Annotated in this window: 14 protein-coding genes and 1 tRNA gene; 7 read left to right on the top strand and 8 right to left on the bottom strand. The window is 63.2% G+C overall.

The window, feature by feature from the left end:
• Positions 1-29: 29 nt before the first annotated feature.
• The gene (locus tag P0Y58_21410) at positions 30-203 is read right to left on the bottom strand and encodes a hypothetical protein (protein WEK29439.1); all 174 of its coding nucleotides are present in this window, start codon (positions 201-203) and stop codon (positions 30-32) included.
• Positions 204-411: 208 nt separating this feature from the next.
• Between P0Y58_21410 and P0Y58_21405 the strand changes: the two genes are divergently transcribed.
• Positions 412-2,175 carry an ABC transporter transmembrane domain-containing protein gene (locus P0Y58_21405; protein ID WEK29438.1) on the top strand — a complete coding sequence of 588 codons (1,764 nt, stop codon included), beginning with the start codon at positions 412-414 and terminating at the stop codon, positions 2,173-2,175.
• 190 nt (positions 2,176-2,365) lie between these two features.
• A complete protein-coding gene (locus P0Y58_21400) occupies positions 2,366-3,982 on the top strand; it encodes a methyl-accepting chemotaxis protein (protein WEK29437.1) in 1,617 nt (538 codons plus the stop codon).
• A 52-nt stretch (positions 3,983-4,034) separates the two neighbouring features.
• Here P0Y58_21400 and P0Y58_21395 read toward each other — a convergent pair.
• Positions 4,035-4,111, bottom strand: a tRNA-Pro gene (locus P0Y58_21395).
• An 80-nt stretch (positions 4,112-4,191) separates the two neighbouring features.
• Complete coding sequence (locus P0Y58_21390; protein WEK29436.1) at positions 4,192-4,413, bottom strand: YgdI/YgdR family lipoprotein; 222 nt, start codon at positions 4,411-4,413, stop codon at positions 4,192-4,194.
• Positions 4,414-4,599: 186 nt separating this feature from the next.
• Between P0Y58_21390 and moaB the strand changes: the two genes are divergently transcribed.
• Together moaB and P0Y58_21380 are read left to right on the top strand one after the other, a co-directional pair.
• Positions 4,600-5,139 carry a molybdenum cofactor biosynthesis protein B gene (moaB, locus tag P0Y58_21385; protein WEK29435.1) on the top strand — a complete coding sequence of 180 codons (540 nt, stop codon included), beginning with the start codon at positions 4,600-4,602 and terminating at the stop codon, positions 5,137-5,139.
• Positions 5,123-6,349 (top strand): molybdopterin molybdotransferase MoeA, encoded by a 1,227-nt coding sequence (locus tag P0Y58_21380; GenBank protein WEK29434.1) that lies wholly within the window; start codon positions 5,123-5,125, stop codon positions 6,347-6,349. The genes moaB and P0Y58_21380 overlap by 17 nt, the downstream gene beginning before the upstream one ends.
• Here P0Y58_21380 and P0Y58_21375 read toward each other — a convergent pair.
• A complete protein-coding gene (locus P0Y58_21375; protein WEK29433.1) occupies positions 6,338-7,585 on the bottom strand; it encodes a glycosyltransferase family 4 protein in 1,248 nt (415 codons plus the stop codon). The genes P0Y58_21380 and P0Y58_21375 overlap by 12 nt on opposite strands.
• Before the next feature lie 309 nt (positions 7,586-7,894).
• On the opposite strand from P0Y58_21375, the gene yegS reads away from it, so the two are divergent.
• A complete protein-coding gene (gene yegS / locus P0Y58_21370) occupies positions 7,895-8,782 on the top strand; it encodes a lipid kinase YegS (GenBank protein ID WEK29432.1) in 888 nt (295 codons plus the stop codon).
• Here the strand turns inward: yegS and P0Y58_21365 are convergent.
• From P0Y58_21365 to P0Y58_21355, 3 genes are all read right to left on the bottom strand, one after another.
• Positions 8,766-9,425: a response regulator transcription factor gene (locus P0Y58_21365; protein WEK29431.1), complete on the bottom strand. Its 660-nt coding sequence runs from the start codon at positions 9,423-9,425 to the stop codon at positions 8,766-8,768. The genes yegS and P0Y58_21365 overlap by 17 nt on opposite strands.
• On the bottom strand, positions 9,415-10,311 hold the full coding sequence (locus P0Y58_21360) for a histidine kinase (GenBank protein ID WEK29430.1): 897 nt from the start codon (positions 10,309-10,311) through the stop codon (positions 9,415-9,417). The genes P0Y58_21365 and P0Y58_21360 overlap by 11 nt, the downstream gene beginning before the upstream one ends.
• 367 nt (positions 10,312-10,678) lie before the next feature.
• Positions 10,679-11,188: a histidine kinase gene (locus tag P0Y58_21355; protein ID WEK29429.1), complete on the bottom strand. Its 510-nt coding sequence runs from the start codon at positions 11,186-11,188 to the stop codon at positions 10,679-10,681.
• Between the two features lie 351 nt (positions 11,189-11,539).
• On the opposite strand from P0Y58_21355, the gene P0Y58_21350 reads away from it, so the two are divergent.
• The gene (locus P0Y58_21350) at positions 11,540-12,475 is read left to right on the top strand and encodes a chemotaxis protein CheV (protein WEK29428.1); all 936 of its coding nucleotides are present in this window, start codon (positions 11,540-11,542) and stop codon (positions 12,473-12,475) included.
• Between the two features lie 55 nt (positions 12,476-12,530).
• Positions 12,531-13,334: an MOSC domain-containing protein gene (locus tag P0Y58_21345; protein WEK29427.1), complete on the top strand. Its 804-nt coding sequence runs from the start codon at positions 12,531-12,533 to the stop codon at positions 13,332-13,334.
• A gap of 129 nt (positions 13,335-13,463) precedes the next feature.
• Here P0Y58_21345 and P0Y58_21340 read toward each other — a convergent pair whose 3' ends face one another.
• Entirely contained in the window at positions 13,464-15,389 is a 1,926-nt protein-coding gene (locus P0Y58_21340) for a transglycosylase SLT domain-containing protein (protein WEK29426.1), read from the bottom strand.
• Between the last annotated feature and the right edge of the window lie 11 nt (positions 15,390-15,400).

The raw sequence follows: 15,400 nt of genomic DNA, 5'->3' as shown, positions 1-15,400 counted from the left end.
GCAGGCGCCGGGTTGCAAAAAATCGCCGATCAACCTTTGCGTAAGCGCTCGACCCGGCTTTCTTCCAAGGCCTTGCAGGCTTGCTGGATCATCTGCTCGGTAATAGGCACTTCGCGCCCCTTGCCGTCGATGATCGAACCGCACGCCTGTGGTTGCTGGGTATTCTGAGGTTTCTGGTTGTCATTACCATGCTGCAAGCTCATGCACTGTCTCCTCTTCAGGTTCAAGTTCAGGTTAGCCCTGCGCCGTGACTGGCCTGTGACAGCTTCTGTGCCACAGCAGCAACAGTCCAACAGAAACCCTGTGAAAGCTCCACAATCTGTTTAGACCGATGCGTTATAGCAACCGGCATCCATTTCCCGGCCCGGATGAGTGGTAGTCTGCGGCTTCCCCGCAATTATGGTCGCCGCCATGTCCGAACCGGTTTCCCCTCGCCAACGCCGTGCCTTGCGCCTGGCATGGCAATTTGTTCGTCCGTACCGTCGTCAGGTGCTGCTGGCCTTGTTGGCGCTGGTGGTCACTGCCGCCATCACCCTGTCGATGGGGCAGGGCATCCGCCTGCTGGTGGATCAGGGCTTCATGACCCGCTCCGCGCACCAACTCAACCAGACTATAGGGTTGTTCCTGCTGCTGGTGTTGGCCCTGGCGGTGGGCACTTTCAGCCGTTTCTACCTGGTGTCGTGGATCGGTGAGCGCTGCGTGGCGGATATCCGCCGCGCCGTGTTCGACCACCTGATCGGTCTGCACCCCGGCTTTTTCGAAGACAACCGCAGCTCCGAGATCCAGTCGCGGCTGACCGCCGACACCACCTTGCTGCAATCGGTCATCGGTTCATCGCTGTCGATGTTCCTGCGCAACGCGCTGATGGTCATCGGCGGCGTGGTGCTGTTGTTCATCACCAACCCCAAGCTCACCAGCATCGTGGTGGTGGCCTTGCCGCTGGTGCTGGCACCGATTCTGCTGTTCGGGCGCCGGGTTCGCAGCCTGTCGCGCCAGAGCCTGGACCGGGTGGCCGATGTAGGCAGCTACGTGGCCGAAACCTTGGGGCAGATCAAGACGGTGCAGGCCTACAACCACCAGGCGCACGATCGCGAACGGTTCGCGGGCACGGTCGAAGCCGCATTCAGTGTGGCCCGCAAGCGCATTGCCCAGCGCGCCTGGCTGATTACCCTGGTGATCGTGCTGGTGTTGGGGGCCGTGGGGGTGATGCTGTGGGTCGGCGGCATGGATGTGATCGCCGGGCGTATTTCTGCAGGCGAGCTGGCGGCTTTCGTGTTCTACAGCCTGATCGTCGGCAGCGCGTTCGGCACCCTCAGTGAGGTCATCGGCGAGCTGCAACGTGCAGCGGGTGCTGCCGAGCGCATTGCCGAGCTGTTGGCGGCGCGCAGTGCGATCTTGCCGCCCGCTGTGGCGCAGGTGCTGCCGCAGCAGCGGGCCAGCGGGCATATCGAGTTGCAGCAGCTGGTGTTCGCCTATCCGTCACGGCCCTCGGTGGCGGCTGTCGATGGGCTGAGCCTGGTCATCGAGCCTGGGCAGACCGTGGCCCTGGTTGGCCCCTCGGGGGCGGGCAAGTCGACCCTGTTCGATTTGCTGCTGCGCTTTTACGACCCGCAGCAAGGGTGCATCCTGCTCGATGGCCAGCCGGTTACCGAACTGGACCCCGACCAACTGCGCCGGCAGTTCGCCCTGGTGGCGCAAAACCCCTCACTGTTTCGCGGCACGGTGGAGGCCAATATCCGTTATGGCCGGCCCGATGCCACCCTTGCCGAAGTCGAAGCAGCAGCGCACGGTGCCCATGCAGACGAATTCATCCGGCAGTTGCCGCAAGGCTACCAGACGCCCTTGGGCGAGGGCGGTGTCGGCCTTTCCGGCGGGCAACGCCAGCGCCTGGCGATTGCCCGGGCGTTGCTGGTCGATGCACCGATCCTGCTGCTGGACGAGGCCACCAGCGCCCTCGACGCGCAGAGCGAGCACCTGATCCAGCAGGCGTTGCCCAGCCTGATGGCCGGCCGCACCACGCTGGTGATCGCCCATCGCCTGGCCACGGTGCAGCATGCCGAGCGCATCGCGGTCATCGACAAGGGCCGGGTGGTGGCGGTGGGCACCCACCGTCAGCTGATCGAGGAAAGCCCGTTGTATGCACGCCTGGCGGCCTTGCAATTCACCAGCGGCTGACTCGTCGCGAGTTTGTAACAATTTTGTAGCAATTGCCTGAGAGTATCTGCCTCACTGTTGCGTAAGTGCTCGACCTGGCTGCCATTGCTTGATGGCAGCTTTTTTTTGGCCTGCCAACAACGGACATGGAATGTCTTCCCTGGTGTTGCCGATGCGCGCCATTCCTTTCCTTCCGGTTTCGAGATCCACGATGCTGCGTAAATCCCTCAGAGTGCAAATTCTCTCGCTGCTCGGCGGCAGCCTGGTGGCGATGCTGTTGATCGCCCTGGTGTGTTTCCAGTTCTTGTCGTCCAGCGTGCGCGGTTATGCCGAACTGGTGGACGGGCCGCTGCGGGCCTCGCAATTGATTGACGAAGCCAACCTGCAGTTCAAGATCCAGGTGCAGGAATGGAAGAACGTGCTGCTGCGCGGGCGTCAGCCGGCGGAGATGGACAAGTACTGGCAGCAGTTCCAGGCCCGCGAACAGCAGGTGCAACAGTTGCTCGGGCAACTGATCGACAGCAGCGACGCCAGGCTCAAGCCGCCATTGCAGCAACTGCGTGACAGTCACCAGCAGTTGGGCCAGGCCTATGCGCAGGGCCGCCAGGCCTTTCTTGCCGCCGGTGGCGATCCGGTAGCCGGCGACCTGGCGGTCAAGGGCGTGGATCGCGCTGCCAGTGAGCAGATGAGTGAACTGGTCGAGCAACTGCGTGCCGATGCCCGCCAGCGCGCGGCCAGCATCAACACCAGTGCCGAGCGCACGGTATGGCTGGGCCTGCTGGTAATGCTGGCCTCGGCGGTGCTGGTGGGGCTGCTCAGCCTGTGGCTGGTCAACCGCAGCCTGATCGAGCCGATTCGCCAGTTGATCGAGTATGTCGCGCAGCTTAGCCAGGGCCGCTTTGCAGCCCGGGTGGACAGCCGCCGCGAGGACGAACTGGGGCGCCTGGCGCGGGCGGCCAACACCCTGCGCGACTTCCTTGCCGACACCGTCGGCAGGCTGAAGGACAATGCCCAGGAGCTGGAAGGTGCCAGCGGCCAGTTGCGCAGCATTGCCGGCGACATGGCCCGCGGCACCCATGACCAGTTCCAGCGTACCGACCAGGTGGCCACGGCCATGCACGAGATGTCTGCCACCGCTCAGGAAGTTGCCCGCCATGCTGCCGAAGCTGCTCGCGCGGCGGATGACGCCGACCACAGTGCCCAGGCGGGTGAGCAGGTGATGCAGCAGACCATCGACATCATTGGCGTGGTCAACCGCGAAATCGCCGGCACGGCGGCGGTGATCCGCGACCTGGAGCATGACAGCACGCGCATTGGCAAAGTGCTGGAAGTGATCCGTGGTATTGCCGAGCAGACCAACTTGCTGGCGCTTAACGCGGCCATCGAAGCGGCGCGCGCGGGCGAGGCCGGGCGTGGCTTTGCGGTAGTGGCCGATGAGGTGCGCAGCCTTGCCCAGCGCACGGCAGCCTCGATTGCCGAGATCCACCAGATCATCGAAGCGGTGCAGTCGGGTGCGGTGGAGGCGGTCAAGGCCATCGAAAGCGGCCAGCAGCGAAGTGAAGAGGGGGCCGAGCAGGTGCAGCAGGCCGGGCAGATGCTGCAGCGCATCACCCAGGCGGTAGAGGCGATCCGCGACATGAACCGGCAGATCGCCACGGCGGCCGAAGAGCAGACCAGCGTGGCTGAAGACATCTCGCGCAACCTGATCGAAATCACCCGCATTGCCACGGCCAACCAGGAATCGGTGCAGCACACCGAACAGGCGGGGCAACGCCTGCATGGGCTGTCGGGGCAACTGGGTGAAGTGACCTCGCGGCTGAGCGCCTGACCTTTTCAGGCGCAACAAAAAGCCCGCGCAAGGCGGGCTTTTGATGAGGACTTGGTCGGAGAGACAGGATTCGAACCTGCGGCCTTCTCGTCCCGAACGAGACGCGCTACCTGGCTGCGCTACACTCCGATGAACAAAATCCTAGTGCATCCCGTTTTCGCCCACAAGCCCATGTGGTTAAACGGGCCTTTGCCAAAACGGGTGCCTGATCAGAGCTCTTTGACGGTACGGATCTGGTCTTTGTTCAGGCGCGTGCGCTTGCCGTCCAGTTGCTCGAATTCGTAAAAGCCGGAGTCTTCATCGAACGTCGGGGTGTCGGTGGCCTGAATTTCGCGGCCATCGTTCAGGGTAATGACGGTCGGCGATGCACAGCCGGCAAGGGCGCCCAGGCCCAGGGCAAGCAGGAAGGCGGGAAGGGTCCGTTTGATCATCGTGGTTCTCCAATTGCGATGGTGCTGAATGACAGTTATGACGCAGGGCGTTAGTGCAAGTTCCTTTCAAGTGCAGCATAGCGACAAATCTGGCCGGTTGACCCAAGGCAACGGTCGTGGGCACAACGCTGGCAAAGTTGCGCTGTGTTATAACGGTGGGCATCCATTTTCTGGTGACGGACACCCATGAAAGCCAAGGCAGATACCCCCTTCGTGCCGTTGAATATCGCTGTGCTCACGGTCAGCGACACCCGCACCTTCGACACCGATACCTCCGGGCAGTTGTTCGTCGACCGCCTGAGCGCAGCCGGCCACCGTCTGGCCGAGCGTGTGCTGCTGAAGGACGACCTGTACAAGATCCGCGCCCAGGTCGCCACCTGGATTGCCGATGACATTGTGCAGGTGGTACTGATCACTGGCGGCACCGGCTTTACCGGCCGTGACAGCACGCCCGAGGCGGTGGCTTGCCTGCTGGACAAGCAGGTCGAAGGCTTTGGCGAGCTGTTCCGGCAGATTTCCGTGGCCGACATCGGCACCTCCACCGTGCAATCGCGCGCCTTGGCCGGGCTGGCCAACGGTACATTGGTGTGTTGCCTGCCGGGCTCGACCAATGCAGTGCGCACGGGTTGGGACGGCATCCTGGCTGAGCAGCTCGATGCACGCCATCGGCCCTGCAACTTCGTGCCGCACCTGAAGCAGGCAGCGGCCTGTGACAGCCGTGGCTGAGGCCAGCCAGGCCCGGCCACTGATGCCGGTAGAGCAAGCCTTGGAGCAACTGCTGGCGCTGGCCGAAGCGGCGCCGATCCGTGACACCGAAAACCTGCCGTTGTCCGAGGCCGAGGGCCGCGTGCTGGCCACCGACCTGGTGGCCTCGCTCGACCTGCCGCCTTGGCCCAACAGTGCCATGGATGGCTATGCCTTGCGCCAAGCTGACTGGCAGGGCGAGCCACTGCCGGTTAGCCAGCGGATCTTCGCCGGCCATGCGCCGAAGCCGCTGCAGCCGGGAACTTGCGCGCGCATTTTCACCGGGGCGCCTGTGCCTGAGGGTGCCGACTGCGTCGAGATGCAGGAAAACACCGAAGTGCTCGACGACGGTCGGGTGCGCTTCCTCGAACTTTTGCATGCCGATCAGAACATCCGCCCCCAAGGCCAGGAAACCCGCAAGGGCGAGCAGGTGATGAGCGCCGGCACCCGGCTGGGGCCGATCGAACTGGGCCTGGCGGCGACCCTGGGCCACGGCCGCCTGGACGTGGTGCGCAAGGTGCGGGTGGCGGTGCTGTCCACGGGGGACGAACTGGTCGAGCCCGGCCTGCCACTGGGGCCGGGGCAAATCTACAACAGCAACCGCCGGCTGCTGGTCAGCTGGTTGCAGCGGCTGGGCTGCGACGTGGTCGATGCAGGCATCTTGCCGGATGACCTGGCGCTTACCCGCGCCTGCCTGGCCTCGCTGGGCGACGTTGACCTGATCCTGTCTACCGGCGGTGTCTCGGTCGGCGAGGCTGACTACCTGGGGGCGGCGCTGCGCGAAGCTGGCGAGCTGGCCTTGTGGAAGCTGGCGATAAAGCCAGGCAAACCACTCACCTTCGGCCACTTCCAGGGCGTGCCAGTGATTGGTCTGCCGGGTAACCCGGCCTCTACGCTGGTGACCTTTGGCCTGCTGACCCGGCCCTATCTGTTGCGTCGCCAGGGCGTGGCCGATGTCACGCCGCTGCGCTTCGACATGCCGGCAGGCTTTGACTGGCCCAAGCCCGGCACGCGGCGCGAGTACTTGCGTGCACGCATCGAGCACGGCCAGGTGCGTATCTACAAAAACCAGAGCTCTGGCGTGCTGCGTAGCGCGGCGTGGGCCGAGGGGCTGGTGGAAGTGCGTGAGGGAAGCACGCCAAAACAGGGCGACAGCGTGCCGTTCATTCCCTTCAGCGAGCTACTTGGCTGAGCGGCCCAGCCAGGCACTGCCCAGCGGCGCGGCCTCGGCCGGCGCTGCCTGGGCCAGGCGCATGTGCACGTTCTCCAGTTGCTGAGCGGCCACGCTCCAGTCGTGGCGCTGGCGGGCGAACTGGCGCCCGGCAGCGCTCAACTGGCTCATGCGCCAGGGCTGATTGAGCAGTTGTGTGATCAGCAGGGCCAGTTGGTCGCCGTCATCACTGCCCAAATAGTGCTCGCCGTTGTTTGCGCTCAGGCCCGATACGCCTTTGCCGGTGGTGATCACCGGTAGCCCTGCGGCCATGGCCTCAAGGATTTTTACCTTTGAGCCGCCGGCATAGCGCAGCGGCGCGAAGAACAGCGCCGATCGCTTTTGCAATTCACGCAGGTCGGGGCGGTAGCCGAACCATTCGATGCGCGGGTCGTTCCAGTGCAGTTTCCAGCTGGGCGGCAGGGCATGCCCGGCGATCGCCAGGCGCACTGCCGGGTTGCTCATCCACACCTGGGGCATGATGTCTTCCAGCGCCCACTCGATGGCCTCCAGGTTGGCGCCATATTCGAAGTTGCCGACGAACAGCAGACGTTGGCTATGCAGCGCCGGTTCCACGTGCTGGTAGAAATCACAATCCACCCCATTGACCACTACGTTTACCGGCCGCCCGCTGATTTGTGCGATCAGCTCGGCATCGTGGGCGCTGACCGCCACCAGTTCCGTGGGCTGGCATAGCACCCGCTGTTCCCAGCGCCGGTAGCGCCAGCGGTCGAACGCGTTGAGTGGGCGCAGCCACAGCGGCAGCCGGTCGTGGCAGGCACCGCCCATCACCGACTCGAGTGTGTGTTCGCTGAGCATGTAGGGCAGCTTGCGGGCCTGCAAGGCCTTTTCGAACGGTTGGAAACTGTAGCTGTGCTCGATCTGAATCACATCCCAGGGTTCATCCAGCAATTGCTCGAAACGGTGCCGCAGGCAAGAGGACAGGCCGTTGATGATGGCCCGCATGGGGTAGTCGATGATGGGGGAAGCCAGCAGGTTCAGCGGGCTGTGCAGTGGCCGACGGGGCATTACGATGAGGCGTTCGAGCAATGGCTCCAAGGCTTCGCGGGCTGAATCGCAGAGGGGAACTTTCGATTGCGCCAACAGGGTAATGCGATGGCCTTGTTGTGCCAACGCGCGTATCAGGTGGTATTGCCGGGTCTTGCTGCCACTGGTGGTCGGCCAGGGTAGGTAGGGCAGAGTCCAGAGAATGCGCATGACCCGGAATCCTCGCGAAAGGCCGCAGATGAAAAGACGCGCCCATCGGCAGTGTGCTGACCACCACTGCCGGGGCGCGTCCATGGCTGGGGTTTCAAGCCCGGCAAACAGAAGTCAAAAGGCTGACTTCCCAGGTTTTTTTGTTCGTCCGGGTCAAAAACTTGTCAAAAGTTCATTTTCTGAGCATAGCGCGCATTGTCGGGTGTGGGAGAAAGACCGCGCTGGCTTCGGTATTTTTTTGCAGCTATGCAACGATCCCGGAGCGGGCATGGTCGAGATCTGGGTCAGACAACTTCATGGAGACGCGCGATGCAAGGGCGTAAGGCAATGCTGATCCTGCATGGCAAGCAGGCGATGAATGAAGCGCTGCGCACCGCCGTGTGCGACCTGCGTGATACCGGTTGGGTGTTGGATGTACGTGTTACCTGGGAGGCGGGTGACGCTCAGCGCCTGGTCGGCGAAGCGCTCGCCGCTGGCTACAGCCATATTGTCGCAGGGGGTGGGGACGGCACTTTGCGAGATGTGGCCGAGGCCATGGGGCTGGCGGATGCCGAGGCCAGCCTGGCACTGTTGCCGCTGGGCACGGCCAACGATTTTGCCAAAGCCGCGGGCATACCATTGGAGCCAGCAGAGGCACTGGCACTGCTCAATTCACCTGCGCAGGCTATCGACCTGGGCCAGGCTGGCGACCAGTTGTTCCTCAACATGGCGACGGGTGGGTTTGGTAGCCAGGTCACCGCCAACACGTCCGAAGACCTTAAAAAAGTGCTGGGTGCTGCGGCTTACCTGTTCACCGGTTTGTCGCGCTTCAGCGAACTGCAGGCCGCCTCGGTGGAGCTGCAGGGGCCTGACTTCCAGTGGCAGGGGAGTTTGCTGGCACTGGGCATCGGCAATGGTCGGCAGGCGGGGGGCGGGCAGGTGCTATGCCCCGACGCGGTAGTGAACGACGGCTTGCTCGACATTGCCATCCTGCCGGCGCCGCAAGAGATGGTCGGGGCGCTGCGCGACCTGTTGGCCGGTGACGGCCTGTTTGTCCGCGCCAGGTTGCCCTGGGTCGAGATCAAGAGTGCGCAGGGCCTGGACATCAATCTCGATGGCGAGCCGTTGCAGGCCGACAACCTGCGCTTTCAGGCCAAGCCTGCTGCGTTACGCTTGCACCTGCCGGCCGGCTCGCCGCTGCTTAGTCATCCAGGCTGATGATTTTCTCGCGTACAGCGAACAGCACGAGGCCGGCTACATCATGAATCTGCAGGCGCTTCATGATTTGCGAGCGGTGGGTTTCCACGGTCTTGATAGACAGGCCCAGGCCTGTGGCGATTTCCCGGGTGGACTTGCCGCGCACGATCAGGCGCAGGATCTCCAGTTGTCGCGCAGTGAGGTTATGCCGCTCGCCCGCCGCTTGCTTGCCTTGCCGGGTGTGCTGTAGTGCCTGGTTGATGACTGTGTGGGCAATGGCCGGGCTGAGGTAGCGTTCGCCGTTGCGCACAGCACCCAGCGCGTGTTCCAGTTCGGTGGCACTGGTGTCCTTGAGCAGGTAGCCGTGGGCGCCGCTTTCCAGGGCCCGCATGATCAGGTCCGCGTCGGTGTGCATCGACAGGATCAACACCTTGCAGGTGCTGCCGCTTGCACGCAGTTGGGTGAGGGCGTCCAGGCCGCTGGTTGAACGCATGGAGATGTCCAGCAGGACGATGTCGGGCGCCAGCGCGCGCACTTGTTCGAGCAGCTGGCTGCCGTCGTCGGCTTCCCCGATCACGTCGTAGCCGGGGATGTCGCAGACCAGTGCGCGCACACCGGCACGGATCAGCGAGTGGTCGTCTACTAGCAGCAGTCTACAGGTCATGGGTAGCGGTACTCCCGGCGCGCTGCTGGGTGCGCGCAGGCCACGGGAACAGCGCCTCGATGCGCGTGCCCAGGCCGAGCCGGCTTGTGATGGCCAGGCTGCCCTGCAAGGCGGTGACCCGCTCCTGCATGCCGGCCAGGCCGCGCTGGCCAGCCTCGCCCGGGTGCCGTGCCGGGACGAAACCACGGCCATCGTCGTGAATCGACAACGCCAGCCCCTCGGGTGTGCGCTGCAGCTGGATGACCAGGTTGCCTGCCTGGGCGTGGCGCAGCATGTTGGTCACGGCCTCCTGGGTAATGCGAAAAACCGCCATGGCCACGGCCTCGTCGATGCCGCCCAGGCGCTGGTTGCACGCCAGGCTCCAGTGCACACTGCTGCTGGCCAGGGTACGCATCAGGTGCGCGCGCAGGCTGGCTTCCAGGCCAAGGCTGGCTAATTGCCGAGGGTTGAGCAGGGCAGACACATCGCGCACGTTGCCCAGGGTGTCGTCCAGTGTGCTGCGCAGGTTGTTGCAGTGGCCCTGCAGCTCATCGGGCATGCGCCGTTGCAGCCACTGCAGTTGCAGCTTGGCGGCGGTGAGCAACTGGCCTATGTCGTCGTGCAGTTCCCGGCTCAAGTGCTGGCGCTCATCTTCCTGGACTTTAAGCATGCGCTCGGCCAGTTCTGCAGGGCGCAGACTGATCGACCTGGCGCCCAGGCCCAGGTAGACGACAGTACCTAGCGTAGCGGCCAGTTGCAGCACCAGCAGGCTGGCGGGGACTGCCTGATGGACCAGGTAAAGCATCAGGTTGGCGATCAGCGAGGTAACGCAGAGCGCGACTGTCGCCCAACGCAGCAGGCCAACGCGGGAGCAGCAACGCAAAGAAGTCTTCAAGCGTGGAAGCATAGGTAGGGAAGCCACTGACATATTGCTTATGGGGGCCTTGCACAGTGCTGCTCAGAGGCTTCGGCGCAGTACTTTCGATGTTTTTCTGAACACGTTTTCATTCAACCTTTTTTCAGGTTGCAAGCGTTTGTGGGGGCGCATGTTACCACTTCGCACTGTAACGGTCGCGGCTGGGTAACGCCTTGAAACGCCTGCTGGTCGGGCATTGGCGGGTAGCAAAGTGCCACCTTTTGATCGCGATTTACGCACTTGTCGTGCAACTAGTGCGTTAATGGCTCAACTTGCCTCCCCCGAACATGTGCAGAACTTTCCAAGTTCGACCTTGGCGGGGCTTGAATAAGCGTGCTTAGTTGCACTTTGTGTCAGTTTAATGCGTTGAACTCCAGCGGCCGGTGCGTGCGCCGGCTGTCACTGGGGTGTGCGAGTGCAGGCACGCGCTGCCTTGCTCGTCGCAGGCAGCGCAGGCCGCTGCAAAGGGTTGTTGCACGACCTTGGCCAGGTCGCTCAGCAACACCAATTGTTCGCCGATGTCCAGGTTCAGCCGCCCGGTACGAGGGTCTACCAGCTCCAGTTGCCAGGCGAGCAAGGTAAGGCAGGCCCCTAGTGCGGGCAGGGCTTCGCGCTGCAGGCAGCCGCCGTGGCAGGCGGGGGCAAGTACTTGTTGCAGGGCGTTGGTGTAATGGGCAACTTCACGCAGGCCCAGGCCTGTGGCCTGCCGGGCAAGGTGATCAAGGGCGTTGTCCAGGCAACTGCAGGCATCCGGATCATTGTCGATCAATTCCAGATGCTGCAGGCACTCCTGGGCCTTGGTCAGCAATACCTGGGCATCCAGCAGGAAAACCTGCAGGGCGTCATCGAACGATAAGGCAGTGTCCATGATCAGGTCCCCGCGCGTAGGGCAAGCGCAGGGGGCGGGCACGCCGAAACGGTAACTAGCAAAAGCCTGACTCCATTCATGCATTGAGAATGGCGTCACATTAATGGCTAAAGGATATCGCGAACATCAGGTTGCACCCGATTGCCGCTAAGGGTTTCCCTGATATCTGGCTAAGGTGGGGAACTTTTGTCGGCCCGGCTGATTTACCGTGTAATGCCCGCAGTAAAGCATGATGGTAAAGTGATATCAATTGCCTTCACGGCATTTCCCCGCAAGGGTCAAGGTGTGCGTGAAGCCGCCGATACAGGGTGGATGCTTTCACTTTTTTGACTCAAGCCTGGGGGCTTTCCAATGGCTGGCATTCTCGACACAGTAGACCAACGCACGCAACTGGTGGGTGAGAACCGCCTGGAAATCCTGATGTTCCGCCTGGCTGGCCGCCAGCTGTTCGCGATCAACGTGTTCAAGGTGCAGGAAGTGCTGCAGCTGCCCAAGCTGACCCTGATGCCCCAGCGCCACGCCTTTGTCTGCGGGGTTGTCAACCTGCGCGGCCAGACCCTGCCGGTGATCGACCTGTCCCAGGCGATCGGCATGCGCCCGCTGCAGCCGGGGCCGGACAGCACCATCATCGTCACCGAGTACAACCGTTCGGTACAGGCCTTTCTGGTGGGCGGTGTTGACCGTATCGTCAACATGAACTGGGAGTCGATCATGCCCCCGCCTGCCAGCGCCGGGCGCCAGCACTACCTGACCGCCATCACCAAGGTCGATGAAAAGCTGGTGGAGGTGATCGATGTGGAGAAGGTGCTGGCTGAGATTGTGCCGTACAACGCCCGGGTTTCCGGCGAGAAGCTTGCCGACCCGGTACTGGCCCGCGCACGTGGCCGCGAGGTGCTGCTGGTGGATGACTCCAGCGTGGCCCTGGCGCAATTGCGCGACACCTTGTCCCAGCTGGGCGTGAAGCTGCACGTTGCCAGTGACGGCCTGAAGGCGTTGCGCATGCTCAAGGGCTGGGCTGATGCGGGCGAGGACGTATGTGAAAAGCTGCTTATGGTGTTCACCGATGCCGAAATGCCGGAAATGGATGGCTACCGGCTGACCACCGAGATTCGCAGCGATGCCCGTCTGCGCCGTCTCTACGTCGTGTTGCACACCTCGCTGTCGGGCAGTTTCAACGAATCCATGGTGAAGAAGGTGGGTTGCGACAACTTCCTGTCCAAGTTCCAGCCTGATCGGTTGGTCGATGTGGTCAAGCAACGCCTGCTGCTGGATGTCGCCCCTGCGTGATCGCAGGGGCAGCCGGGTATAAACTTGGCTTTTGGCAAGGCGCGAGGCGGCAGGGATGTTTCTTAGTGAGCTGTATCGATACCCGGTGAAGTCGGGGCAGGCGCAAAGCCTGCAGGCATCAAGGGTGGGGTTGTTGGGGTTGCAGGGCGACCGGCGCTGGATGGTCGTAGAGGAAGAAAATGGACGCTTCCTGACCCAGCGAGCCTGGCCGCAACTTGGCCAGCTGCAGGCGGGCGATGACGACAACGGGCAGTTGCTGCTGCAGGCGCCCGGGCTGGCGCCGTTGCGGGTGGCTGTGCCCGCTGCCGATGACGCTCTGCGTGACGTGACGATCTGGCGTGATACGTTGCGAGTGCCTGATGCGGGCGATGAAGTGGCGGCCTGGCTGAGCGAGCTGCTGGGCCAGGCCGTACGCCTGGTGCACTGCCCGGAGCAGCGCGCACGTTACCTGCCAAATGGCTATGGCTACAACAGTGATCGGGCGGCGTTTCCGGATGGCTTCCCCTTGTTGCTGATCGGGCAAGGTTCGCTGGACGAACTTAACCGGCGTATCGGCCGGCCCATGGAGATGCTGCGCTTTCGGCCCAATCTGGTGGTGCAGGGGGCAGAGCCGTTTGCCGAGGATGGCTGGAAGCGGATTCGCATCGGCAGCTTGGAATTCCGCGTGCTCAAGCCTAGTGTGCGGTGCATCTTTACCACGATTGACCCGGCTACCGGGGGGCGCAGTGCGGACCGCGAGCCGATGGTTACGCTCAAGACCTTTCGCGAGAAGGAGGGGGATGTGCTGTTTGGGCAGAACCTGGCGGTGGATGGGGATGGATGGCTTGAGGTGGGGATGAAGGTGGAAGTCCTGGAGTGAATGTGTTGCCTGAACCGGCCCTATCGCCGGCAAGCCAGCTCCCACAGGTTCATCACAGGTTCGAAGACTTGTGCGTTACCTGTGGGAGCTGGCTTGCCGGCGATAGGGCCGGTACAGATTCAGCAAACCTTACATGTCATCAAAATACCGCTCATGCCAGTCCACCAGCGGCTGTGGCGCATTCAGCTTCTGCCCGTAGATCACCGAGTAAGACAACACGTTCTGCACATACTGACGCGTTTCGTCGAACGGGATCGATTCCACCCACACATCAAAGCTCAGGTGCTTGGCGCCTTTGAGCCACTGGCGCACGCGCCCGGGTCCGGCGTTGTAGGCGGCCGAGGCCAGCACCCGGTTACCGTTGAACTGGCTGTGCACCTGGCTCAGGTAGGCCGCGCCCAGCTGGATGTTCTTGTCCGGGTTCAGCACCTGCGCCGGTGATGCCAGCGGGATGCTGAACTTGCGCGCAGTCTCTTTGGCCGTGGCCGGCATCAGTTGCATCAGGCCGCTGGCGCCTACCGGCGAGCGTGCATCTTCCATGAATGCACTTTCCTGGCGGGTGATGGCGAATACCCAGCTCGAATGCAGGCCGCGGACCTTGGCTTCGCGCACCAGGGTGTCGCGATGGGCCATCGGGAAGCGGATGTCCAGGTCGTCCCAGTATTGCGCCTGGCTGATGGTGCGGATGGCCGGGAAGTACCAGCGCAGCTCATAGCCCAGGCGGGCCTGGGCAACCATTTCGTCGCGGGTGAAGTGGCGGCTGACGTGGTACCACTCGCGGCGTCCCTCGACGATCTGGCCACGTGCGTGGAATTCCAGTGCCCGCTGGATGCCGGGCGTGTTACGGACTTTCTTGACCAGTTGCGGGCTCAGCAGCAACGGCTTGTTGTTCAATTGGTACGGTGTCTGCGCCCGGTCGGCGGCGAGGAAGCCGTAGAAGTCGCGTTCACGTGCCACAGTCTTGTACAGCAGCGGGATCTGCGGGTTGTTCGGTTGAGCCAGCTCCAGGCTGCGTGCCTGCCAGTATTTCCAGCGGCTGCTGCCAGCCAGGTCCTGTGGCAGGCGCTTGGTCAGCTCGTAGGCGTCTTCCCAGCGGCCCAGGCGCAGCAGCAGGCGCAGGCGCCATTCGCTGACGGTGTTGTCGCGCAACTCAGGGTCGTAGCGGGTCATCAGGTCGAGCGCGCGCGGGTCGTAGCGGCGTGCCAGGGTCAGGCCGATTTCGCGGGCGATGGCCACCTTTTCGTCGCGGGAAAAGTGCATGCGCTGTGCGTAATCGTCGAGCAGCGCCATGGCCCGCTCCGGGTCCTGGCGAGCCAGGCGGCGCAGGCCGAGGCTGACCACATCCGACATGGCCTCGTTGGCCGGGGTGAAGCGCGACGGCTGGTTGAGCATTTCAGGCTTTTGCGCCACGTCGACCAGCAGGCGCCCCTGTGGGCCCAGCGTGGTCAGCGTCTTGACCAGGTTGTTGGCCAGGGCGTAGTTGCGCGTCTGCGCTGCCAGCTTGGTACGTTCCCAGCGCTTGGCCTCGGTCAGCTGGCCTTCGGCCGCCCACATGCCGAACAGCGTGTCGCAGGCGGCAGGCTGCGACTTGCCGACGTTCCACAGTTTGTCGGCTGTTGCGTAGCCCTCGGCGCGCAGGCTGTGGCTGAGCTGATACTGGCCGTTGAGGCAGTCCAGTTCAGTGAAGTTGAGCTTGGGGTCGTAATATTTGACGAAGGTGTCCCACTCGCCGCGTTCAGCCAGCCAGCGTAGCCAGCGCAGTTTCATCCAGTTGGCCTGGGGCAGGTCGCCATGCTTGGCAAGAAAGCCTTCGATTTCCTGGTTGCTGGCGCTTTTGAGGCGGGCGGTAAGCTCGTCGTAGGCCAGGTAGGGTGTCAGCGGGTAGTCGCTCAGGGCTTGGGCATAACGCAGGTAAGGGCCTTTGTCGCCCTTGGCCAGCGCGCGTTTGGCCTCGTCGTAGTACTGGCGTTGCAGGGTGAGGTCTGTAGCCTGCGCTGCGCAGGTGGCAGCGGTGAGCAGCAGGCAGGATGCAATATGTAACAGGCGGCTGCGCATGATACGTCCGG

Origin of the sequence: Candidatus Pseudomonas phytovorans (genome assembly GCA_029202525.1) — a bacterium.
In the GTDB taxonomy this organism is placed as follows: domain Bacteria; phylum Pseudomonadota; class Gammaproteobacteria; order Pseudomonadales; family Pseudomonadaceae; genus Aquipseudomonas; species Aquipseudomonas phytovorans.
This window is presented reverse-complemented; position numbering and strand designations above follow the sequence as displayed.

What these genes read in the sequence shown, in the direction of transcription:
- P0Y58_21410 (WEK29439.1), bottom strand. Translation starts at nt 203, where the DNA reads ATGAGCTTGCAGCATGGTAATGACAACCAGAAACCTCAGAATACCCAG.
- P0Y58_21405 (WEK29438.1), top strand. Translation starts at nt 412, where the DNA reads ATGTCCGAACCGGTTTCCCCTCGCCAACGCCGTGCCTTGCGCCTGGCA.
- P0Y58_21400 (WEK29437.1), top strand. Translation starts at nt 2,366, where the DNA reads ATGCTGCGTAAATCCCTCAGAGTGCAAATTCTCTCGCTGCTCGGCGGC.
- P0Y58_21390 (WEK29436.1), bottom strand. Translation starts at nt 4,413, where the DNA reads ATGATCAAACGGACCCTTCCCGCCTTCCTGCTTGCCCTGGGCCTGGGC.
- moaB (WEK29435.1), top strand. Translation starts at nt 4,600, where the DNA reads ATGAAAGCCAAGGCAGATACCCCCTTCGTGCCGTTGAATATCGCTGTG.
- P0Y58_21375 (WEK29433.1), bottom strand. Translation starts at nt 7,585, where the DNA reads ATGCGCATTCTCTGGACTCTGCCCTACCTACCCTGGCCGACCACCAGT.
- yegS (WEK29432.1), top strand. Translation starts at nt 7,895, where the DNA reads ATGCAAGGGCGTAAGGCAATGCTGATCCTGCATGGCAAGCAGGCGATG.
- P0Y58_21365 (WEK29431.1), bottom strand. Translation starts at nt 9,425, where the DNA reads ATGACCTGTAGACTGCTGCTAGTAGACGACCACTCGCTGATCCGTGCC.
- P0Y58_21360 (WEK29430.1), bottom strand. Translation starts at nt 10,311, where the DNA reads ATGCTTCCACGCTTGAAGACTTCTTTGCGTTGCTGCTCCCGCGTTGGC.
- P0Y58_21355 (WEK29429.1), bottom strand. Translation starts at nt 11,188, where the DNA reads ATGGACACTGCCTTATCGTTCGATGACGCCCTGCAGGTTTTCCTGCTG.
- P0Y58_21350 (WEK29428.1), top strand. Translation starts at nt 11,540, where the DNA reads ATGGCTGGCATTCTCGACACAGTAGACCAACGCACGCAACTGGTGGGT.
- P0Y58_21345 (WEK29427.1), top strand. Translation starts at nt 12,531, where the DNA reads ATGTTTCTTAGTGAGCTGTATCGATACCCGGTGAAGTCGGGGCAGGCG.
- P0Y58_21340 (WEK29426.1), bottom strand. Translation starts at nt 15,389, where the DNA reads ATGCGCAGCCGCCTGTTACATATTGCATCCTGCCTGCTGCTCACCGCT.